Annotated in this window: 17 protein-coding genes; 8 read left to right on the forward strand and 9 right to left on the reverse strand. The window is 43.0% G+C overall.

Annotated features, from left to right (window positions below; translation table 11 throughout):
- Positions 1-72: 72 nt before the first annotated feature.
- Both LLW17_RS00210 and LLW17_RS00215 read right to left on the reverse strand, forming a co-directional pair.
- A complete protein-coding gene (locus LLW17_RS00210) occupies positions 73-903 on the reverse strand; it encodes an ABC transporter permease (protein WP_228228250.1) in 831 nt (276 codons plus the stop codon).
- A gap of 8 nt (positions 904-911) precedes the next feature.
- A complete protein-coding gene (locus tag LLW17_RS00215) occupies positions 912-1,811 on the reverse strand; it encodes an ABC transporter ATP-binding protein (protein WP_228228251.1) in 900 nt (299 codons plus the stop codon).
- A 93-nt stretch (positions 1,812-1,904) separates the two neighbouring features.
- On the opposite strand from LLW17_RS00215, the gene LLW17_RS00220 reads away from it, so the two are divergent.
- Entirely contained in the window at positions 1,905-2,978 is a 1,074-nt protein-coding gene (locus LLW17_RS00220; protein WP_228228252.1) for a hypothetical protein, read from the forward strand.
- Between the two features lie 35 nt (positions 2,979-3,013).
- On the opposite strand, the gene LLW17_RS00225 is transcribed toward LLW17_RS00220, so the two are convergent.
- Positions 3,014-4,816 carry a glycoside hydrolase family 15 protein gene (locus tag LLW17_RS00225; RefSeq protein ID WP_228228253.1) on the reverse strand — a complete coding sequence of 601 codons (1,803 nt, stop codon included), beginning with the start codon at positions 4,814-4,816 and terminating at the stop codon, positions 3,014-3,016.
- 105 nt (positions 4,817-4,921) lie between these two features.
- Between LLW17_RS00225 and LLW17_RS00230 the strand changes: the two genes are divergently transcribed.
- The 7 genes from LLW17_RS00230 to LLW17_RS00260 all read left to right on the forward strand — a co-directional run bounded on the left by LLW17_RS00230 (position 4,922) and on the right by LLW17_RS00260 (position 13,063).
- Positions 4,922-7,126: a bifunctional alpha,alpha-trehalose-phosphate synthase (UDP-forming)/trehalose-phosphatase gene (locus tag LLW17_RS00230; protein WP_228228254.1), complete on the forward strand. Its 2,205-nt coding sequence runs from the start codon at positions 4,922-4,924 to the stop codon at positions 7,124-7,126.
- Between the two features lie 36 nt (positions 7,127-7,162).
- Positions 7,163-8,518 (forward strand): M28 family peptidase, encoded by a 1,356-nt coding sequence (locus tag LLW17_RS00235; protein WP_228228255.1) that lies wholly within the window; start codon positions 7,163-7,165, stop codon positions 8,516-8,518.
- Between the two features lie 51 nt (positions 8,519-8,569).
- Complete coding sequence (locus LLW17_RS00240; protein WP_228228256.1) at positions 8,570-9,058, forward strand: Xre family toxin-antitoxin system antitoxin; 489 nt, start codon at positions 8,570-8,572, stop codon at positions 9,056-9,058.
- On the forward strand, positions 9,058-9,516 hold the full coding sequence (locus LLW17_RS00245) for an RES family NAD+ phosphorylase (protein WP_228228257.1): 459 nt from the start codon (positions 9,058-9,060) through the stop codon (positions 9,514-9,516). The genes LLW17_RS00240 and LLW17_RS00245 overlap by 1 nt, the downstream gene beginning before the upstream one ends.
- The gene (locus tag LLW17_RS00250; RefSeq protein ID WP_228228258.1) at positions 9,452-11,146 is read left to right on the forward strand and encodes a M1 family metallopeptidase; all 1,695 of its coding nucleotides are present in this window, start codon (positions 9,452-9,454) and stop codon (positions 11,144-11,146) included. The genes LLW17_RS00245 and LLW17_RS00250 overlap by 65 nt, the downstream gene beginning before the upstream one ends.
- 3 nt (positions 11,147-11,149) lie before the next feature.
- Positions 11,150-11,719, forward strand: a complete 570-nt coding sequence (locus LLW17_RS00255) for a YdeI/OmpD-associated family protein (RefSeq protein ID WP_228228259.1) — start codon at positions 11,150-11,152, stop codon at positions 11,717-11,719.
- 114 nt (positions 11,720-11,833) lie between these two features.
- The gene (locus tag LLW17_RS00260) at positions 11,834-13,063 is read left to right on the forward strand and encodes an acyloxyacyl hydrolase (protein WP_228228260.1); all 1,230 of its coding nucleotides are present in this window, start codon (positions 11,834-11,836) and stop codon (positions 13,061-13,063) included.
- A 71-nt stretch (positions 13,064-13,134) separates the two neighbouring features.
- Here the strand turns inward: LLW17_RS00260 and LLW17_RS00265 are convergent, their stop codons facing one another.
- From LLW17_RS00265 to LLW17_RS00290, 6 genes are all read right to left on the reverse strand, one after another.
- A complete protein-coding gene (locus tag LLW17_RS00265; RefSeq protein ID WP_228228261.1) occupies positions 13,135-14,319 on the reverse strand; it encodes an aldose epimerase family protein in 1,185 nt (394 codons plus the stop codon).
- 24 nt (positions 14,320-14,343) lie between these two features.
- Positions 14,344-15,855 carry an L-arabinose isomerase gene (gene araA, locus LLW17_RS00270; protein WP_228228262.1) on the reverse strand — a complete coding sequence of 504 codons (1,512 nt, stop codon included), beginning with the start codon at positions 15,853-15,855 and terminating at the stop codon, positions 14,344-14,346.
- A gap of 45 nt (positions 15,856-15,900) precedes the next feature.
- Complete coding sequence (locus LLW17_RS00275; RefSeq protein WP_228228263.1) at positions 15,901-17,550, reverse strand: solute:sodium symporter family transporter; 1,650 nt, start codon at positions 17,548-17,550, stop codon at positions 15,901-15,903.
- A 31-nt stretch (positions 17,551-17,581) separates the two neighbouring features.
- Positions 17,582-18,280 carry an L-ribulose-5-phosphate 4-epimerase gene (locus LLW17_RS00280; RefSeq protein ID WP_099645377.1) on the reverse strand — a complete coding sequence of 233 codons (699 nt, stop codon included), beginning with the start codon at positions 18,278-18,280 and terminating at the stop codon, positions 17,582-17,584.
- Positions 18,273-19,970, reverse strand: a complete 1,698-nt coding sequence (locus LLW17_RS00285) for a ribulokinase (RefSeq protein WP_228228264.1) — start codon at positions 19,968-19,970, stop codon at positions 18,273-18,275. The genes LLW17_RS00280 and LLW17_RS00285 overlap by 8 nt, the downstream gene beginning before the upstream one ends.
- Positions 19,971-20,055: 85 nt before the next feature.
- Complete coding sequence (locus LLW17_RS00290; RefSeq protein ID WP_228228265.1) at positions 20,056-22,413, reverse strand: beta-L-arabinofuranosidase domain-containing protein; 2,358 nt, start codon at positions 22,411-22,413, stop codon at positions 20,056-20,058.

Below are 22,413 nucleotides of genomic sequence, written 5' to 3' on the forward strand. Positions count from 1 at the left end.
TAAGTTACGTTTTAAGAATCTAAACCTAAAAACCTCTGGATGAAATTGCTTATAATTCAGACCAAATAAACACTACAGATCGCGCTTCTTCAATAAAGCATAAGAACCATATATAAAAATAAAAACCCAAACCGAAACAATGGCTACTTCATACCAGTGTACCGCATAATCTATAGCGATATCTGCCTGAAGCTGATTGGCCGCTGTTTCTATAAAGCTGAGGCGCTGAAAGGGTAAATTAATCAGATTTTTCATAGACTCCAGCGGAAAGAATTGCACCACAGCATCTGCAAGGTTTTCAGAAATCTTCCAGCGTAAAATACCGTAGGTAATGTTTTCAAAAATCCACCATACAAACAAGAAGCCCAACGCAAAAGCAGATCGTTTAACCAGGACTCCTAGAAACAGGCAGAACGAAAAGAATCCTACCAGTTTTAAAAAATAGGCAAACAGGAATTCCATTTCCCGGGTGACGATGCTAAACTCGGTATAATCTGAAAATGAATAGCCTAAAATCAGCGTCATAATCAGAATGAAAAGCGTAGAAAGTAAGGAGAAAGCGACAACGGTGTAAAATTTGGAAAGAATAAATTCCTTTTTACTAAGACCGTCAATAAGGTTTTGTTTTAAGGTTCGGTTGCTGTATTCGTTAGAAATCATTGAGACAATCACAATTGCCAGAAAAAACTTTAAAGTCGCAGCAATCCAGGTATTAAAATGCCAGATAAATGGAAAATTAAAAATCCCCTGGTCTGCAATACGCACCTGGATATCGCCAATATTGAACTCGATCGAAGCGATCAAAGCGATAAAGGATAGAATTACAAAATACGCAATACTAAGCACCTTTGAAGAACGGCTGTGTTTCAGTTTATAGAATTCTATAGTAAGTAATCGTAACATAAGGTTGCTTAGTTAAGTTTAGCGGTAAGTTGTAAAAATTGTTCTTCGAGGCTTTCTTTTCGCATCACCAGATGAGAAAGAATAATTCCTTTCTCAAAAAGGTAGCTGTTTAATGCTTCGGCCGATAGCGGATTTTTAAGAAATGCCGTAACCAGACCATTTTCATCCTTTAAGGAAGCAAAATCAGGATGGGCCTCAAGCGCCTGAAGAAGCTCCTGATGCTTTTCGCAACGCAATTCAAAGAAACCGTGACTGGCGTTAAGTTCATCTACCGGACCGGCATACAACTTCACTCCTTTGCGTATGATCACCACATGCGAACACACTTTTTCAACCTCATCAAGCAAGTGAGAAGCCAGAAGAATCGTTGTACCACCTGATGCGATTTTCTTAATAATCTCCCGAATCTGATGAATTCCCTGTGGGTCTAGCCCGTTTGTGGGTTCGTCGAGAATGAGTATTTCAGGATCATTTAACAACGCCGAAGCGATAGCGAGGCGTTGCTTCATCCCCAGCGAAAATGTGCTAAACTTACTGTCCTTACGATCGAGCAGATGTACGGTCTCAAGCTTTTCTTCAATTTTTGAAGGATCAATTCCCTTAATTGTGCAAACCAGCTTTAGATTCTGGGCAGCGGTCATATACGGGTAAAAATTAGGCCGCTCGATGATTGCACCCACCTTTTTAAGCGCGTTGTGCGTGGTATCACTCCCGTCAAACCATTTAAAATCGCCCGAAGTCGCATTTACCACATTGAGCACCATACCCAGCGTGGTTGATTTCCCACTACCATTAGGTCCCAGAATACCGTAAACATTACCTTTTTCGATGGTAAAACTAAGATCGTTTACCGCCTTTACCCTGCCGTAATGTTTTGTAAGATTATTTAAAGTAAGAATTGTCTCCAAAAGCGTATTTTTAGAATTAACGTACATCAACAAGACGGTGAGTGGCTGGTTTTGTTACATAAGCTTCTTACCTTTATGCGAAATCGCACCACAATGGAAGAAAAATTAATGTCCAAAAAAAAACCTTCTTACCCTATAAGTGAGAAGCTTAAAGAATATTTGACCAAATACAACCGGGAGATTAAAATCCCCGTGTTTTATGATGATTTACTGCGTTTTTCGGGCGGAATCAATATCTACGATAAGAATGATAACGACACGTTATGGATTAGTGTGTACTATCCGGAACACGAGCGCGATGAGATTGAAGAAAGCCTGAAGCGGGTTTATGCCATTCTGCATTCTGACGGGAGCGAAAGCATTTTACCCTTCCTCAAGGTCGCCTCTATTGACTATTGTACGTTTGGGAACTCAAAGCCCTTCCGCATAAAAATCAACAATATTTTTAATGACAATTACACCTACTTCTATGTGAAAAAAGCCGATGCCAGTCGCATCTACGGGCTTGATCTGGAGCACATTCTATCTCCCAACCGTATTAACTTTTTGGTTTACAAAGACACGCTTATTGAAGAACACATTCACGGTATTCCCGGTGATGTTTTTATAGCAGAATACCTTCCGCATTGTGATGATGTGGGCAAAGCGCAGCTGGCTAAAGAGTTTGTAAAGTTTAATGAGCGTTGTATGATCTTATTGCTGGGCGATATGCGTTCATACAATTATGTCGTCATCCCCACGCACGACTTTGACCATATCAAATACAAAATACGGGCGATAGACTTTGATCAGCAGGCTTATGAGGGAAATTATAAAGTATATAAACCGCATATATTTAAAGAGAATTTTAAAATGGTTGAATTGGTTTCTAACAGATTGCGGGACAATTCAATAGAACAATACCGGGAAGAAGAACGTGCAGTACTCGCAAAACGGATCATCACTTCAAAAAACCGCCTGCGTCGCTTATTAAAATGTATGTCTAAAGACACGATTTCTACCGAAGAGAATCTAAAATCGTTAAAAAAACAACTGTACGATTACACGCACGATATGAAATTTAAGCGCGCAGATTCCATGGGTCAGATTGTTAAGACTGCTCTGGATTTCGTCAAGCGTAATTATGAAGATGTGAGTATGAAGCGTATCATTGACGCCAGATATTAATTAAAAAGGGAGGTTTGAAAACCTCCCTTTTTAATTTAGTAGAAAATCGATTTAAAAGGTTCTTCGAGTGTGGTCGTCTTAGAGAAGTTTTCGGCGGTTTTTATTAGCGCAAGATGCGAATAGGCTTGCGGGAAATTCCCCAGCAAATGCTTGGTTTCAAAATCAATATCCTCACTGAATAATCCCAGATGGTTACTGTACGAAAGCAACTGATCAAAGTATTCTTTGGCTTTATCACACTCCCCTATTTTATACAAACTATCAATAAGCCAGAAGGTACAGATGGTAAACGAACTGCTGGGCTCCCCAAAATCGTCCTTATTTTTATAACGATACATGAGTCCGTCTTTGCACAATTCACGTTCGGTTGCACGTACCGTTGATACATAGCGGTGATCTGTAGCGTCGAGAAAGCCATATTGCTCCATCAGTAAGGTTGAAGCGTCGAGATCTTTTGAGCCGTAGGCCTGCGTATAGGCCTGTACTTCCTCATTCCAGGCGTTAGCGCAGATGTCTTCAAAAATCTCCTGACGCAAGTCTTTCCAATGCTCGGTATCCCGGGTATTTGAAATCACATCGGCAATTTTGACCGCACGATTTACCGCGACCCAGCAGAGTAATTTTGAAAATGTAAAGTGCTTGTCTTCGGTACGCAATTCCCAGATGCCTTTATCAGGCTCTTTCCAGTGTTGTTCTACGATTTTGACAATGCCGCGAACGATGGTCCACAGCGCTTCACTGTTTTCAAGACTGGTTTCAAATTTCACAAACTGATGGTAAATCACTTCCATCAATATCCCGTAAATGTCGTTCTGCCGCTGCGTATAAGCCGCATTACCCACGCGCACAGGTTTTGATCCCTCATAGCCTTCCAGATGATCAAGCGTGCGTTCGGTCAGGGTTTTTTCGCCGTTTATACCATACATAATCTGTATTTTCTCATCCTTATCGGGAATGGTATCAATAATAAACTGTAAAAATTTACGGGCAGATTTGGTGTGTCCCAGTCCTGCAATTACACGAATCACCATAGAGGCGTCGCGCACCCAACAGAATCGGTAATCCCAGTTGCGCTCTTCGCCTATGGCTTCGGGCAACGAGGTTGTTGCTGCAGCCAGCACCGCACCCGATTTTTCATACGTGAGTGCTTTCAAGACTAAAGCGCTACGCATAATTTCATTTTGATAATTGGGGTATTTGGTAGTCGCGTCACTCCAGTTCATCCAGTACACCTTGGTACGCTGAAATTTGAGATAGGCCCGATCCAGACTTTGCGGAACCAGCTTTTCGTGATACGACAACAGCAAATACACGTTACCCGTCATCTCAACCGATTCGCGATTCAGGATTTTTTGATTTTCAATATTGCTGTACAAATAAACAGAGTCGTACTTGCCTTCTTCCGTAAAGCTTTCGAGATACCCGCCTTTATCTTCCGTAATCGTTTCACAACCGGCATACTCGAGTTTAGGATCGTAAATAATTTTAAATACCGGCTTGCCTTTCACCAATCTAATAAAACGGATTACATCAGGTGGCGCATAGAACTTTCCGCCCCGCTTCTCATAACGCGGCATAAAATCAAAGACTTCAAAAGCATTGCTTCCGTCATCAAACATCGTACGCAAGATGTTAGTCTGCCACATATACTTTTGCGTGATGGTATAGTCGTCATCAACCTCAAACCCCAGCGAGCCTCCTTTTTTGGTATCCAGTAATTTTGCAAAAACCGAAGGAGCGTCAAATTTGGGCAAACAGCACCAATCTATAGAGCCTTTATCAGAAATGAGGGCAGCACTCCTGCAATTCCCTATAATACCGTAGTTTAAATTATTCATATAACGTTTGAAATTCTAAAGTTCTATTAAACGGGTGGCGTAACCGCTTAGTTTTTCCGAAATTTAAGCATTAACGAAAAATCTAACCCGCCATTAACTCTTTTTATGAGCAAAACGATCATAATATCTAACAGACTTCCCCTCCAGTTAAAAATCGAAAACCACAAAATAGAAGCCACCCCCAGTGTGGGCGGTCTTGCTACCGGCATGAAATCGGTACACCGCGATGGCAATGGCGTTTGGATTGGCTGGACCGGACTTACCGAAGAAGAAATTCCCGCAGATCTGGTTGACGATGTGGTTGAAGCCACGATTCAGGAGCAGTGCGTTCCGGTTTCCTTAAATCAGGATGACATAGATGGCTTTTACTACGGCTTCTCCAACCGTACCATCTGGCCGCTGTTTCACTATTTTATTGAATATGCCGAATTTGAAAAAGAGAGCTGGCAGAGTTATAAAAGGGTAAATGAGAAATATGCCGAGGTGGTACTCGACAATATTGAAGAAGGCGATACGGTGTGGGTTCACGATTACCAGCTGATGCTTTTGCCGGCATTGATTAAAAAAGAACGGCCCGATGTGCAGATTGGATTTTTCCTGCATATCCCCTTTCCTTCTTATGAGGTATTCCGAATCCTTCCGTGGCGGGAAGAAATTTTAAAAGGGTTATTAGGTTCAGACCTTATAGGCTTTCATACCTACGATTATCAACGTCACTTTTTGAGTTCGGTTTCCCGAATTCTCAGACACGAGGTAAGTTTTAACGAGATTACGCTAAAAGATCGAATGATCACGGTGAACTCGTTCCCAATGGGGATTGACTACAAAAAGTTTGCAGACGCAGCTGAAAAACACGACACGGCAAAAAACCAGTCCGAATTGCAGCGACGTCTGGATTTGCATATTGATTCAACGCCCGATGCCAAGATGATCCTGTCTATAGACCGTCTGGATTACAGTAAGGGAATCGCAAACCGCATCAGGGCTTATGAATACTTTCTGGAGAAATACCCACAGTTTAAAGAAAAAGTACGCCTGGTAATGCTTGCAGTACCTTCGCGTTCTAACGTTCCGCAGTATCAATTGCTTAAAAAGGAAGTAGATGAACTCGTGGGGCGTATCAACGGAAAGTTTGCTTCGGTAAGCTGGACGCCCATCTGGTATTTTTACCGCTCAATGCCTTTTGAAAATCTTATAGACCTGTACACCACCTGTGAAGTGGCATTGCTTACACCTATTAGGGATGGAATGAATCTGGTCGCCAAAGAATATATCGCTACCCGGACCAATAAAACCGGGGTTTTGATTTTAAGCGAAATGGCCGGAGCTGCACAGGAAATGAGCGAGGCGGTCATAATCAATCCGAATAATTTTGAAGAAATCGCCGATGCGCTGAAGCTGGCCATAGAAATGCCGGAAGACGAACAAATTAAGCGTAATAAATTCCTCCAAAAAAGACTGAAGCGCTACAATGTTGAAAAATGGGCCGAAGACTTTATGAATGCACTCTATGAGACCACACACAAGTCTGATATCGTCGAGGCGGTACGTATGCAGCGTGAGCGGGAAGATCAAATGCTGGAAGACTACAAAAAAGCCAACAAACGTATTTTGTTCCTCGATTACGACGGGACTTTAAGAGCTTTTGTAAACAATCCGAATGATGCGAGTCCGGACGATGAACTCATTGAATTGGTGCGCAAAATAGAAAGTCAGGAAAACACCGAAGTGGTTATCATCAGCGGTCGTGACCGGCATACACTGGGCGAATGGTGGCAGGATGTGCCCATCACGCTCATTGCCGAACACGGAGTCTGGAAACGTCCTATTGGCGGAGAATGGGCAGTTACCGAAGCATTGAAAAACGACTGGATGGAAACTGTAAAACCCATTTTGGAAAAGTTTGTAGACCGTACCGCCGGTACTTTTATTGAAGAAAAAAACTACTCTCTGGCCTGGCACTATCGCAATGCAGACCCCGATTTGGGTGAAAAACGCGCCAGCGAACTTTCAACCGTTTTAAAAGAACTTTCGGCTAATAACGAACTCGGTGTGCTGGATGGTAATAAAGTGTTGGAGATTAAAGACAGTACCATTCACAAAGGCAAGGCCGCGACCAAGCATATTTTTGATAAAAACTACGATTTCAAATTCGCTATTGGCGACGACTGGACCGATGAATACATGTTTCAGGATTTACCGGAAGATACCTACAGTATTAAAGTGGGACTTCAAAAAACGGCAGCCCGTTTTTATGTGGATGACACAGACCGCGTACGCGATCTCCTGAAACGCTTTGCAGATAATTAATTTTCAACGTTCTTTATATTCCTTTTAAAAAAATATATGAAAAAGATTTTCCCCCTAGTATTCGTTGCACTTGGTATTTTCAGTGTCCAGGCTCAGAACAATGTTCCCTCGGAAACCGATTTACGCATCTACGGAATTATCAATTCGGTATCGGCAGATCGTATAGAAAAAGATGTACGGGCGCTGGCCGGGTTTGGAACCCGTAACACTTTTAGTGATACCTTGAGCGATACGCGCGGTATTGGCGCCGCACGGCGTTACATTAAGGCTGAATTTGATAAGACCTCAGAAGCCTGTGGGGACTGTCTGGATGTTTTTTATCAAAAGGATCTGGTTACCCCAGATATGGGCAATCGCATCCCAAAAGAAGCCTATGTAGTTAACGTAGTGGCTATTCAGAAGGGAACCAAATATCCCAACCGCTACATCATTATGAGTGGGGATATTGATTCACGCGCCAGCAATACGATGGATTTTGAGACCGATGCTCCCGGAGCTAATGATAATGCCAGCGGGATGGCCGGCACGATGGAAGCAGCACGCGTACTTTCAAAGTACAAATTTGAAAACAGCATTATCTACGTGGGGCTTTCAGGTGAGGAACAGGGACTCTTTGGAGGTAAGGGACTCGCCGAATATGCGGTAAAACAAGGCTGGGATATCATCGGGGTTCTAAATAATGATATGATTGGTAATATTGAAGGCGTTGACGGCGTGATAAGCAACCGCGATTTTAGAATTTTTTCGGAAGCTATAACCGCTAAGGAAGAAACCGATAGAGAACGCAATGCCCGTCGCTTTTACGGAGGCGAGGTCGATGGCATTTCACGACAACTCGCGCGTTACGTTTATGGCAACGTCAAAAAATATATGCCCGAGATGAACCCGATGATGATCTATCGTCTGGATCGTTTTGGACGCGGCGGACATCACCGTCCTTTCAATGATCTCGGCTTCGCCGGAATACGCATTATGGAAGCGCACGAAAACTATACCCAGCAGCATCAGGATATTCGTACCGAAGATGGTATAAATTATGGCGACGTGGTAGAACACGTAAATTTCACGTATGCTGCAAAACTTACCGCAGTAAACGCAATCAATCTGGCCAGTCTGGCCTGGGCTCCACCTGCTCCCGAAACAGTACAAATTGGTGGAATTGTAGAAGCCGATGTAAAGCTGAAATGGACAAAAGTAGACGGCGCGGTAGGGTATAAAGTGTACTGGAGAGATACCACCTCTCCTACCTGGGATTACAGTCGCTATGTAGGCGATGTTGAAGAAACCAGCTTAGAAGGGATTGTTATTGATAATTACTTCTTTGGAGTTTCGGCTGTTGAAGCAAACGGTCACGAAAGTCCGGTTGTTTTCCCGAATCAAATTATGCGCTAAAAAATTGCAAAACAAGGACAAATGTCATAATTTTACGGAAATTTGTCACTTATGAGCGATTTGCATAAACGTTTAGACGAGGAAATAAATTCCTACTATTCTGAGATTTATACTCAGGAAGGCACAGTAAATGAGTCGGCAATGGCTTATGGTACTTTTCTGGATAGTCCTATGCGCGTGGTTCACGCCATAAACAGCGGTGTTCCCTATCGTATTTTTAAACTCATCCAGGAAGAGTCTCCCTTTGATGATGTGGACTGGGCAAATTTTTTAAATATTTCAAAACGCTCTTTAGATCGCTTTAAGGCCGCAGGTGATCACATTTTTAAACCTGCACATGCCGAGAAAATCTTTGAATTGGCAGAAGTCACCCAGTTAGGAGCTCAGGTATTTGACTCCCGTAAGCAATTTTACGACTGGCTCAACACGCCCAGCTTTGCGCTTGGTAATTTTAAGCCCATAGATCTGCTAAGCAATTCTTTCGGCAAAAATCTGGTTCTAGACGAGCTACACCATATAGACCAAGGTATTTTTGCTTAATGATTCTTTACCGTTTATCCCGTGAAAAATATGCAGACAGCCTTTCGGGTAAAGGGGTTGCATTACGCGGCGCACGGTGGAATAGCAAAGGTGTCGAAATCCTCTACACGGCCCAAAGCAGGGCTTTAGCGCTTGCAGAAATAGCCGTGCATTTGAGTCTTTCGGCTTTGCCAAAAGATTTCATAATGCTTGAAATTGATATTCCAGACTCCCTGGCTATCAAAACCCTTCCTGATTCTGAATTACCGGAATTTTGGAACGATTTTCCCTATAACCTAAACACCCAGCAATTTGGCGATCAGTTTATTTCTGATGGCAAATTTGCAATTTTAAAAGTACCTTCGGCAGTCGTACAAGGTGACTTTAATTATTTAATCAATCTGAATCATCCCGATGCAAAAGACATTAAAATTCAATCTCAAACACATTTTCCGCTTGACAAACGCCTCTTCCATTAGCTGTGCAGGGCTTTTGATTTTCAGCCTGCTAAACTTTAGCTGTGCCGAAGCGCAATCCCTTAAAAAAGAATTCAACAAGCAGGACACCTTAAAGGGAAGTATAACTCCGGAGCGTGCCTGGTGGGATCTGAATCATTATGATTTAAAGGTTGACATCAATCCTGAAGACGAATTTATTTCCGGAAGCAACACCGTTACCTACACGGTTTTAGAACCTAACGAAAAAATTCAAATCGATTTGCAGGAGCCTATGAAACTTCTTAGTGCAACTCAAGATGGTAAAGAGCTGGAAATTGATAAGCAGGGTCTGGCACATTTTATTTCGCTTAAAGAAAAACAAAAGAAAGGCAAGCAGTATGAGTTACTCTTAAAATTTGAAGGTAAGCCCCGCGTTGGAGCCCGTTTGCCCTGGGATGGTGGATGGACCTGGCAAAAAGATGCTCAGGGCAAAACCTTTGCCGCTAATGCCAATCAGGGTATTGGTGCTTCTATCTGGTGGCCAAACAAAGATATTCCTTACGATGAGGCAGACAGTCTTGACCTCTACATTACCGTCCCAAAAGATATTATGGGTGTAGGTAATGGTCGTTTGGTTGATTCTTCTTCGACTGAAATAGAATCTACCTATCACTGGGCAGTGAAAAACCCCATAAACAACTACGCTGTGAGCGCTGATCTTGCAGATTATGCGCATTTTTCAGATACCTATGAAGGCGAAAACGGAACGCTTGACCTCAACTTTTACGTGCTGAAGGAAAATCTGGAGAAAGCAAAAAGTCATTTTAAAGATGTGCCTCGTATGCTTCAGGCGTTTGAGCATTGGTTTGGCCCCTACCCGTTTTATGAGGATGGCTACAAACTGGTTGAAGTGCCTTATCTGGGTATGGAACACCAGAGCAATGTCACCTACGGTAATAAATATGAAAATGGTTATTTAGGCCGTGATCTGTCAGGATCCGGATGGGGATTGAAGTTTGATTTTATCATCATTCACGAAAGCGGACACGAGTGGTTTGCCAATAATATAACCAACAGAGACGTAGCCGATATGTGGGTGCACGAAGGCTTTACCGCTTATTCTGAAAATCTGTTTCTGGATTATCACTACGGCAAAGAAGCTGCTGCTGATTATGTTATAGGTACGCGCAATGCTATACGCAACGACCGCCCCACCATCGGTATTTATGGCGTAGATTATGAAGGTAGTGGTGATATGTATTATAAAGGTGCAAACGTTTTACACACCGTACGACAGCTTATTGAAGATGATGAAAAATGGCGCGAAATTCTACGCGGTTTAAATAAGGAGTTCTATCACAAAACCGTGACCTCAGCACAGGTTGAAAAATACATCAGTGACCAAAGCGGGATTGATTTAACCCAATTCTGGGATCAATATTTACGTACGACTCAAATACCCTTATTGCAATACGAAATAGAGAACAAAACACTTAAATTCAGATACCTAGATATCGTTGATGGTTTTGATATGCCTGTAAAAATTCAGATAAATGATAGCGAAAGCTGGATTTATCCCACTGCTGAATGGAAAACTGAAGAATTCAAAAATCCTATTGACGAGGTAGCAGTAGACCGCAATTTTTACATAAAAAGCAAAAAAGTCAATTAATGCATGTCTAAAAGGCCTTTACATTACTTTAAAAACGCGACTGAATGGAGAACCTGGTTGCACGAAAATTATGCAAATAGTGAGGGTGTTGAATTGATTTTTTATAAAGTAGATAGTGAAGAGGAAAGTATGCGCTGGGAAGAAGCGGTGCAGGTTGCTATTTGCTACGGTTGGATAGATAGTACCGTTAGAAAAATTGACGATAAACGCAGAAAGCAATATTTCTGCAAGCGCAACCCAAATAGCGGCTGGAGTGCGATTAATAAGGATTATGTCACCCAACTTACCGAAGCCGGATTTATGCACAGCAGTGGGCTTGAAGCTATTGAAACTGCAAAACAAAACGGTTCGTGGTCTTTACTGGACGATGTCGAAAACGGTGTTATTCCTGATGATTTAAGAGAAGCTTTTGATAAAAACCCGGAGGCGCTATATAATTATAATTCGTTTGCAAAAGGGTATCGCAAAAATTACCTGTATTGGCTCAATCAGGCTAAGCGGGAGGAAACCCGTCAAAAACGGGTTGAAGAAATTGTGATGCTTTGCGCTCAAAATAAAAAGCAGCGCGGCTAAAGCCATTGGGACTTTTTAACATTTTAGATTGTTTCTAAACTCTAAAAGTTGCTTATTTGCACAAATTATAGTCCCTTGTATTACAGACATTTACTCCCACTAGTACTTTACCTGATGTTCCAAAACTCAGGTAAAGCTCAAGACCAATCAAAAAATCACCTGTATTCATGTTTTTTTACGACCGAATTAAACGCAGGCGTCACCTCTCCTTCCAATTATAAATTTCCGGAGACCGATCTGCAAAAATCGCTTTACCTCAGCCTGGGTAATACCAACGCCGATAACGAAGACGAGTGGGCATACCGGCTCAACCGACCCAAAACAGGCGTCAGTCTGGGGCTTATCGACTTGGGTAATCCCGAAGCTTTAGGCTACGGGATTTCGGTGCTTCCGTTTGCTGAGTTTCAATTGCTACCGGAAACATTTAATGATCTTAATGTACAGGTAAGTACCGGTGCCTCCTATTTTACCGAAACTTATGACCTTGAAACCAATAAATACAATAGGGCGATCAGTACACACCTCAACTGGAATTTCAAACTTTTTATGTATTACGGGCTTACGCCAAACAGCAAAGTAAACTGGCGATTGGGCTTCGGATACATCCACAATTCAAACGGCCATACCCGCCTTCCAAACCAGGGTTTGAATTCTTTTATGGGTGGAATTTCGGCACAGCTTAATTATGCCACGATTGAAGAGTCCCAAAAACAGACAGATTCTACAAGCTTTAAGCGCTCTACCTACAATTATCTGAACGCCGAAACCGGACTGGGAATACGCGTTTTAGCTCCCCTATTCAATACGCAAAAGCCGGTGTATAATCTTAATCTCGCATACGGAAAAGTCATTAACAACACCTTTAAAATCGGCGTGGGTGCCTACTACAGATATTATAAAGACTATCAGGATTTTATTGAATCTGATAACAGGCTTACTCAGGAAAACTATCCCGAATTTAAGAATAATCCCTACGGTTATGCCACCAATCTTGGTGTATTTGGGTCCGGTGAATTGTTGATGAATCACGTGGGCTTTGAGGTAAATGTTGGCCTGAATATTTACAAACCTTTTTATGCGCTCGATTACCGCATCAATAAATCCTACTCTTATATCATTCAGTATGAGGAGCCTCCAACCGAACTGGCCTATAAAAATCTGGACTGGTATTACGAATTTAAACGTACCGTTTCGGCACGTATGGGCCTTAAATACTACCTATGGTCAACAGCAAAACCGCGAAGGAATAATGTGTACCTGGGTGGACACATCAATGCCAATTTAGGTCAGGCAGATTTTACCGAAATCAGTCTGGGTTACGTTTATAACTTCAATTTTAAGTAAAACGAAAACCTTCAGTATAAAAAAGCCCGCTTCTAAATTGAAGCGGGCTTTTGCTTTGAAATTATTTACAGCTATTCTTTTACCGAAAATTTAAAAGAAGTGGTAGTCTCGTATTTTTCTCCGGGTTTTAAAACCGTTGAAGGAAAATCAGCCTGATTTGGTGAATCAGGATAATGTTGGGTTTCTAAACAAAAACCACTTCGGTAGGCATAGGTACCTTCACCGTCTTTTTGTGTAAGGGTTCCATCCAGGAAATTCCCCGTGTAGAACTGAATCGCAGGCTCGGTGGTCATAATTTCCATAAATCTTCCGCTTTCGGGATCAAGAGCAGTAGCTGCTAATGTCATTTCTCCGCCGGTTCCATTTAAAATCCAGCAATGGTCATAGCCCAAGCCTTTTTTCAACTGATCGTCTTCGGCGTTGATTTCGGTTCCGATTTTCTTCGGTGTATTAAAATCGAAAGGAGTCCCAGCAACAGGTCGAAGCTCTCCGGTAGGGATTAAACCGGCATCAACCGGAAGGTACTGATCTGCATTGATCATCACTTCGGTATCCAAAATAGTCTTGTCAAAATCCCCGGAAAGATTGAAATACGAATGCTGGGTAAGATTTACCACAGTTGGCTTATCAGTCGTTGCTTCGTATTTCACCATCAGGGTATTGTCTGCCTGTAAGGTATAGGTTACGGTAGTTTCCAGATTCCCGGGATATCCCATATCCCCGTCAGGACTTAAATAGGTAAGTTTTAAACCTACATTATCGCCGTCTTTTACTTCTTCGGCATTCCAAACCACTTTATCAAAACCGGCAGTACCCCCGTGAAGACTGTTTTCACCATCATTCACCGGTAACTGATAGGTCTGACCTTCAAGTTCAAAAGTACCTTTGGCAATACGGTTTCCGTAGCGGCCAATGATTGCGCCGAAATAAGGCGAACCTTCCACATACTTATCCAGACTGTCAAATCCTAAAACCACATCCTGAAAAGTGCTGTCTTTACTTGGAGCCTTTAAGCTGGTGATGATCCCTCCGTAGGTAATGATATCTACCTGCATTCCGTTTGCGTTAACCAAAGCATATTTGGCTACCGGAATACTATCCTGAAACATCCCGAAATCAGATTTGGTGATCGATGCCTCTGGCATCTCCTCCACTACAGCTGTCTCGTCTTTTTTTGTCTCGTTTTTACAGTTAACTGCTGTAAACGCTATTCCCAAAACAACAGGAACGACCAGTAATCTTTTAATTATATTCATAAATGATAAAAGCTAAATTGTTAATTACATTCTATGCTGAAACAAGTGAAAATAAGCTTCATTGGCATTTAGTGTGTCTTTAAAGTCACGCACACGCGTTTGATCGTCTATTACCACCAGTTCAATACCTGCAATATCGGCAAAATCCTCCATAAACTCTGTCGTAACCGCCTGGCTGTACACGGTATGGTGCGCGCCACCCGCTAAAATCCAGGTTGTGGCAGCAATATCAAGGTTTGGCTTACAATCCCAAAGTACGCGTGCTACCGGTAAATGCGGCAGGTCAGCTTCCGGTTTAACGGCTTCCACTTCGTTGACAATAAGTCTGAAACGGTTACCCATATCGACCAAAGAAGCATTGATTGCAGGACCTTCGGGCGAATTAAAAACCAAACGCGCAGGATCTTCCTTTCCTCCTATTCCTAAAGGATGCACCTCACAACTCGGCTTTCCGTCTGCGATAGAAGGACAAATCTCAAGCATGTGTGATCCCAGAACGTATGAACCTTTTGGCGTAAAATGATAGGTATAATCTTCCATAAACGAAGTACCGCCTTCCATACCAATTGCCATTACTTTCATAGCGCGTACCAAAGCAGCAGTTTTCCAGTCACCTTCTCCACCAAAACCGTAACCATCAGCCATAAGACGTTGGGTTGCGATACCTGGCAATTGCTTCAGTTCACCTAAATTTTCAAACGTATCTGTAAAAGCACCAAAACCACCTTCCTCTAAAAAGGCACGAAGTCCCAATTCAATTTTAGCAGCCTCTACGAGTGAATCGCGCTGTGCGCCACCTTCCTTGATTTTATCGGCTAAATTGTATTCGGTTTCATAAGTTTTAAGCAGTGCTTCCAGATCTTCCTGCTTGATCTCGTTTATTTTAGCCACAATATCAGAAGAATCAAAACCGTTTACGGTAAAACCAAAACGCATTTGCGCTTCAACCTTATCCCCTTCGGTTACGGCTACTTCACGCATATTATCTCCTATACGGGCTACTTTAAGGTTTTGGAACTCATTCCATCCCAAAGCTACACGGGTAAAAATGCCGAGTTTTTGCTGAACACGGGCTTCCTGCCAGTGACCTACAACCACTTTACGCTTTTTACGCATACGCGACATCATAAAACCAAACTCCCGATCTCCGTGAGCCGACTGGTTTAAGTTCATAAAATCCATATCGATTTTATCCCACGGAATGGCCGCATTAAATTGCGTATGCAGGTGGCAAACCGGCTTGGTAAGCAGGTTAAGACCTTTAATCCACATTTTAGCAGGCGAAAAGGTATGCATCCATAAAATTAAACCGATACAGTTTTTGTTTCCGTTTGCTTCCAGACACAGGTCTGTAATTTCGTTTGGAGTTTTTACCAGGTCTTTGTAAACAATCTTTACCGGAATGTCTTTAGAGTTATTAAGACCGGCGGCTATTTCCTGAGAGTGGGCAGCCACCTGCTTCAGGGTTTCTTCGCCGTATAAATGTTGGGTTCCGGTTACAAACCAGACCTCTAAATGTTCAATAGTGTAATTCATAAAATAGGTTGTAGTCGTATTAATTTTATTAAGATGCTTTTCAGTTTAAGAGAAATAGATGTAGACCATCGCTACCATTGCACAGATCGCAATACCGGCGGGTTTTAGATATTTCCACGGAGTGATATCCACCTGACGGGTGTATTCCTCCAGATAATCGGTTTCACGTGGGTAGAATTTACTTACGCTAAATAAGATTCCCAGTACCAAAACAAAGATGATTCCCATAATGTGCAAGAAACTTGGGAAGGCTTCTTTAGCAATCACAGCCAGTTCTGAAGCGTCAGTAATACCTCCTGCTTCTGCAGCTGTAACCGCATTACCGGTGATGATGGGTTTGATCACGTAAAGGGTCACCAGATAGGTAACTACCGCAAAAACAATCGCAATATTGGCCGCTTTGCCGGAAACACGTTTTGAGAAATAACCTACCAAAATAATGGCAAGGATTGGCACACTAAACGAACCGTTAAGTTCCTGCAGGTAATTGAAAATACCTCCTTCAACGCCATAGAGCAAAGGAGCAATCATCATCGAAAATACAGCGAGTAAAGTACCGAAGATTTTACCGGCACGTACCACCTGCTTTTCTGAAGCGTTGTTGTTGAAATATTGTTTGTACAGGTCAAGACCAAAAAGGGTAACCGACGAGTTAAGAGCCGAGTTAAACGAACTCAAAATCGCACCAAAAAGTACCGCTGCAAAGAACCCTACAAAAGCAGTGGGAAGTACCGCTTTTACAAGCATAGGATAAGCCTCATCAGCATTGTCCAAATTTCCGTTGAAGTATTGGAAGGCAATGATACCCGGCAATACCACGATAATAGGACCTAAGATTTTTACAAAAGCAGCAAGACAAAGACCCTTTTGACCTTCAGCAAGGTTCTTGGCACCTAAAGCCCGCTGAATGATTGCCTGGTTAGTACCCCAATAGTAAAAGTTTACAATTAACATCCCGGTAAATAGAGTGGTCCACGGCACCGAAGAATTAGGCCCTCCCAGAATGTCAAACTTTTCAGGAAGGTTGGTGGTCAACACGTTCATACCCTCAATGACACTTCCGTCACCTACGGCCATCAATCCAAAAATAGGAATCAATAAACCTCCTACAATAAGACCTACGGCATTGATCGAATCGGAAACTGCAACGGCTTTCAATCCACCAAAAATTGCATACACCGAACCTATAAGGCCAATACCCCATACGGTTACCCAAAGGGCTGATTCAGGCGACATACCCATACGCTCGGGAAGATCAAACATCGTATTGATCGCCAATGCACCCGAGTATAATACGGTGGGAAGCATCGAGATCGCATACGCCATAAGGAACAGGATAGACACAATCGTTTTCGTAAGTTTTCCGTAGCGTTTCTCTAAAAATTGAGGAATGGTAGAAATACCTCCTTTCAAATATTTAGGCAAGAGCACAAACGCAGTAAAGACCATTGCAACTGCGGCAATAATCTCATAAGCAGCAATAAGAATACCTTCACTAAAACCTACACCGTTGGTACCGATGATCTGTTCGGTAGAGAGGTTAGTAAGCAGTAAAGATCCCGCGATTACCGGACCGGTAAGACTACGTCCTCCCAGGAAATACCCGTCTGAGGTGGTCTCATCGGTCGTACGCGACGCGAAATACGAAATAACCGCCACTAACAGTGTAAATGCGGCAAAAGTGATTAGTCCCATAATATGAAAATGTAAAAGGTTAAATTAAAAATTAGCAGCCCTGCCCGTAATAGGCATCTTTACCATGTTTACGCTCGTAATGTTTTTTGATCAAAGAATCCTTCAGTCTGGGTGCATTGGGATTAATTTGAAGCGTCAATTGCGCCATACGCGCGATTTCTTCAAGCACCTTGCTGTTGTAAACCGCTTTTGCCGCGGTTTCTCCCCAGGCAAAAGGTCCGTGGTTACCCAGCAAAACCATATTTACCTCGTTATAATCAAGATTGCGTTCCTTAAAGCAGTCCAAGATCTGAATACCTGTGTTGTGCTCATAATTACCCGCGATTAAATCGTCGTGCATAGGTGCAGCACAAGGTATGTCTGCCGTTAAATGGTCTGCGTGTGTGGTTCCAAATACCGGAATATCCATTTGTGCCTGTGCCCATGCGACAGAATAGGTAGCGTGGGTATGTGCAATACCTCCTATCTTTTCCCAGTGTTTGTAGAGATAGGCGTGGGTTTTGGTGTCTGAAGAAGGTCGCTTGGTTCCTTCAACGATTTCGTTATCAAAATCGACAATAACAATGTCTTCGGGCTTTAAGATTTCGTAGGGCACACCGCTGGGTTTTATGGCGAAAACTCCATTTTTACGGTCAACGGCGCTTACGTTACCAAAAGTGTAAATAACCAGACCTAAAGCGTCTAGTTCCATATTAGCCTCGTAGCACTCTTCTTTCAGGGATTTATACATGATGTTCTAATGTCTTTTTTGATTTTACAATTGAATTTTCAACGAAAGCACTCAGTGCCTCGTAGCGTTCCATCTGTTCTGAAAAAACCTCTAAATATTCCGGTTGGGGCTGATATTCAGCCTCATAATCACTTCCTAAAGTCTGGCTGGCAGTGATCACATCCGGATAAATACCTGCAGCTACAGCGGCATAAACAGCTGCTCCTAAAGCAGGCGCCTGATCTGAAGCTGCAACCTTGATGGGCACGTTAAGCGTATTTGCCAGCGATTGCATGATAAATTTAGACTTGCGGGCAACGCCACCAATACCTACAACTGTTTTGATCTCGATACCTTCATCTGCAAAGCGATCCATTATTTTCTTGGAGCCAAAGCAAATCGCGTTCACCAAAGCCTTAAAGATATGCGGAGCACGCGTACCCATATTGAGATTGGTAACTGCCGCTTCCAGTTCCTGATTGGCGTCTGGTGTTCTTCTTCCGTTGATCCAGTCTAAAGCAACCGGAATGGCTTCGTGATGCGGAATAGCCTCAGCGGCATCAGATAATTTTCTGATAAAGTCTGATTCTATTTCAGCTTTAAGTTTTTCTTTTTGTTCTGCGGAAAGTATATCTGAAGTCAGAACAAGGTTATCTATAGGCCAGCTCAAAACATCTTTAAACCAGGCCAATAAATCTCCAAAAGCCGACTGACCGGCTTCCAGACCTACAAGGCCGGGAATTACCGAGCCTTCAACCTGCCCGCAAATACCGCGAACGGTCTTATCTGCCGTAACTTCAGGAGCCGAAACGCTGATGTCACAGGTAGACGTTCCCATCACCCGAACCAGCGTATGCTCTTCAACCTTGGCACCTACTGCACCGGCGTGCGCATCAAAAGTACCCACGGCGATAACCGTATCTGTTGTAAGGCCTAATTTCTCAGCCCAGGCTGCGCTTAAGGTACCGGCAATCTCATCTGAGGTATAGGTTTCAGTATATAATCGATCTCGCAATTGCGCCAGATACGGATCTAATTTTCCTAAGAATTCTTCGGGTGGCAAGCCGCCCCAGCTCTCGTGCCACATCGCCTTATGACCCGCTGCACAACGACTGCGTTTAAAGTCGGCCAACGAAACATTATCAAGCAAGGTAAACGTCATCCAGTCGCAATGCTCCATCCAGGAATAAGCTGCTTTTTTTACAGCTTCGTCTTCACGGGCAACGTGTAGAATTTTCGCCCAAAACCATTCAGAAGAATAGATTCCGCCTTCATATTTGGTAAAGTCTTCACCTCCCCAGCTTCGGGCGAGGTCGTTGATTTCATTAGCTTCCTCAATAGCGGTGTGGTCTTTCCACAAGACCATCATGGCGTTGGGGTTTTCTTCGAACCCGGCAGTTAGCGCCAGCGGAATTCCATCCTGATTAACAGGAATTGGAGACGAACCGGTGGTATCTATACAAATTCCTTTTACCGCTTCGGCTTCTACCCCACTTCGGGAAACAACTGCTTTTATCGTAGCTTCCAAACCTTCCAAATGATCTAAAGGATGTTGACGAAAACGATTTTCTGAAGCGTCACAATACAAACGCTCTTTCCAGCGCTTGTAATAACTAACTTCAGCTTCGATTTCCTGACCGTTAGATGCATCAATCAAAACTGCTCTAACCGAATCTGAGCCGTAATCCAGACCTATAACATATTTTTTCATAAACTAAACTGCTGTTATCTGACAAATCTACTATTTTCAAATTAAAAATGTAAAAGATACATTTAAAATAATTTTAACTATTTTCTTAAAAGTCTGCATTTAACAAACGCACACCATAAATTCCTGAGGTCCTGGAGTTGGGAGCCGCCTCAAAACGCACATTTAAAATTTCGCTTTTTGCAACAAGGTCGTCGGGTAAATCATAATCTACTTCGAAGAACGAATTGCCCTGCGTCCCATCAAATTGAGGAGATGCGATCACCTGCCCGTTTACCAAAATATCGAACTTCCTTCCCGCATCTTTACCGTAATAGGTAATGCGCAAGGTTTTAGCCAAAGCATCTTTGTTTCTCAAATCATAACTGAACCAACCCGTCGCATCGCGCCAGTGGCGGTTTTGATGCACACCGCTGTTAGAATCTTTAGAATCAAAACCATGATCAGACTCGGGTTGCTGCTCGCCCGGAGCCACATAATCAAGCGTGATTGATCTCAGATAGGCTTCGGCCTTTTGCTGCTCCTCGAGTTTGCGCTGCATTTCGGCAAGACTTTCAGGAGTTTCGGTTTTAAAATAAATGGTGTAGCGCTTTTCGTGAATGTTGTAAAATGGCTGAAGCACCAAATCCTTATATGCATCAGGATACAACAATTGCGAAGCGGTAAATTGTAAAGTTTTACCGGCAATGGGCTTGATCTGGTCAAGCATTGATTCGCCGGCTTTTGAAACAAATGTGGGCGATTCAGTCAAAGGCAAAAACGGGCCGTTAGCAATATGACCGCCACGACTATCGTCAGCAAACATTCCCTTCTGATCTTCATCTCCGGTCACAGCCGCCAAAACCAGCGGGCCATACTTTACCGAAACATAGCCTGATTCATCCGGGATTTGCTCGAGACTGAGATGCATAGGCATTTCCATCCTGATGCGATCGCCGTTTTTCCATTTGCGTTCTAAAGCAATATAGCTTCCGGGCTTGGCTTCAAGCTCCTGAAGCTTTCCGTTTACATAAACTTTTAAAGCCCCTGCTGCCACCCATTCCGGATAGCGCAACATCAGCGTTCCTTTGGTTTTCTTTCGGCTTTGCCAAATCAATTCTGTAAAATCAGCTTCCGGGAACCGGGTTTCCTGTTTTAAGGAAGCCTGTTTTTCTTCCCATTTCACTTCAGAAGGAATAAACAGGTTTACATAAAGCTTGTCTTCCGCTTTTGCGTAAATGAGTTCGTTGTACTTGGTATGATTTTCCATCCCTGAGCCTACGCAGCACCAGAAACTGGTTTCAGGCTGCGAGTACACGCGGTAATGCCCGGGGCGCATGGGGGTAAAATACACAAAACCACCCTCGGGATTCTGAGTGGATAAAATGTGATTGTATAGAGCTCGCTCGTAAAAATCGATATAATTTTCCTCTGCCGTGTCTTCAAATAAGAGCTTGCTGAGTTTAAGCATATTGTAGGTATTGCAACTCTCAGGCCCCTGCTCGCTGCTCATCACCGAAGAAAAATCATCAACAGGATTAAAATGTTCCCGAACGCTGTTTCCGCCGATGCTCAGACTGCGTTTTTCAGTCACGTTATCATAAAAATTGGACGCGGCATCGTGGTATTCTTTATCTGCTTCCAATTGATTGATGCGCTCAAAACCGATGAATTTCGGGATTTGAGTGTTGGCGTGCATTCCGGTTAGGATGTCTTCATCAGCTGCTAGTGGCTCCAACAATGCCAGTTGGGAAAAGTCTTTAGCGAGTTTCAAGTACTTTTTATCGCCGGTAATCGCATAGACTTCAGCAAAAACTTCGTTTAGGCCGCCGTGTTCGGAGCGCAGCATATTCTGAATTTGTTCCTGAGAAAGATTTTCAGTGATGCCCATAAACCAATCAGTCAAATCGATCAACATGTCTTTTGCAATTGGAATTTCGGCGTGCAGCCACGCGTCTTTGAGTCCGTTGAAGGTCTTGTGAATATTGTACAAAGGCACCCATTTGTTATTCAATCCAAAGCTTGATGCATTGATTTTTCCGGCTTTAATTTCATCCCATAGCTGCTTACTTCCGGGAATTCCGCCCACGTAACCATTACCGTTTGCCTGTTGTGCTTTTTGTAATTCGGTAAGCGCATAGTCTAGCAACTCTTTAGCTTCAAGATCGCCGGTAGACGCGTAATACATAGACAAGGCAGACAGGTAATGTCCTGCAGTATGCCCGTCAAGACCGGTATTTTCCCAGTTGGTATAAGATTCGGCTTTAGGCTCGAGACCGGCTTCGCGTAAAAAAGGTGCAAGCAGGCGATCTGCCTCTAAATCTTTGATGTATTCAAAATCGGTTAAAGCGGCTTCTTTAAAAACGCCTGAAGTAACCTCAACCTGATTGAGCGGGAATAAATCAACGCTTTGCTGCGCCGAAAGACCCCAACTCCATATTCCTAATACTGCAAGTATTTTTTTCAT

This window comes from Leeuwenhoekiella parthenopeia, from assembly GCF_020782115.1.
Classification (GTDB): Bacteria; Bacteroidota; Bacteroidia; order Flavobacteriales; family Flavobacteriaceae; genus Leeuwenhoekiella; species Leeuwenhoekiella parthenopeia.

Coding starts and splice junctions, on each gene's coding strand:
- LLW17_RS00210 (WP_228228250.1), bottom strand. CDS start 903: ATGTTACGATTACTTACTATAGAATTCTATAAACTGAAACACAGCCGT.
- LLW17_RS00220 (WP_228228252.1), top strand. CDS start 1,905: ATGGAAGAAAAATTAATGTCCAAAAAAAAACCTTCTTACCCTATAAGT.
- LLW17_RS00225 (WP_228228253.1), bottom strand. CDS start 4,816: ATGAATAATTTAAACTACGGTATTATAGGGAATTGCAGGAGTGCTGCC.
- LLW17_RS00230 (WP_228228254.1), top strand. CDS start 4,922: ATGAGCAAAACGATCATAATATCTAACAGACTTCCCCTCCAGTTAAAA.
- LLW17_RS00235 (WP_228228255.1), top strand. CDS start 7,163: ATGAAAAAGATTTTCCCCCTAGTATTCGTTGCACTTGGTATTTTCAGT.
- LLW17_RS00240 (WP_228228256.1), top strand. CDS start 8,570: ATGAGCGATTTGCATAAACGTTTAGACGAGGAAATAAATTCCTACTAT.
- LLW17_RS00245 (WP_228228257.1), top strand. CDS start 9,058: ATGATTCTTTACCGTTTATCCCGTGAAAAATATGCAGACAGCCTTTCG.
- LLW17_RS00250 (WP_228228258.1), top strand. CDS start 9,452: ATGCAAAAGACATTAAAATTCAATCTCAAACACATTTTCCGCTTGACA.
- LLW17_RS00255 (WP_228228259.1), top strand. CDS start 11,150: ATGTCTAAAAGGCCTTTACATTACTTTAAAAACGCGACTGAATGGAGA.
- LLW17_RS00260 (WP_228228260.1), top strand. CDS start 11,834: ATGTTCCAAAACTCAGGTAAAGCTCAAGACCAATCAAAAAATCACCTG.
- LLW17_RS00265 (WP_228228261.1), bottom strand. CDS start 14,319: ATGAATATAATTAAAAGATTACTGGTCGTTCCTGTTGTTTTGGGAATA.
- araA (WP_228228262.1), bottom strand. CDS start 15,855: ATGAATTACACTATTGAACATTTAGAGGTCTGGTTTGTAACCGGAACC.
- LLW17_RS00275 (WP_228228263.1), bottom strand. CDS start 17,550: ATGGGACTAATCACTTTTGCCGCATTTACACTGTTAGTGGCGGTTATT.
- LLW17_RS00280 (WP_099645377.1), bottom strand. CDS start 18,280: ATGTATAAATCCCTGAAAGAAGAGTGCTACGAGGCTAATATGGAACTA.
- LLW17_RS00285 (WP_228228264.1), bottom strand. CDS start 19,970: ATGAAAAAATATGTTATAGGTCTGGATTACGGCTCAGATTCGGTTAGA.
- LLW17_RS00290 (WP_228228265.1), bottom strand. CDS start 22,413: ATGAAAAAAATACTTGCAGTATTAGGAATATGGAGTTGGGGTCTTTCG.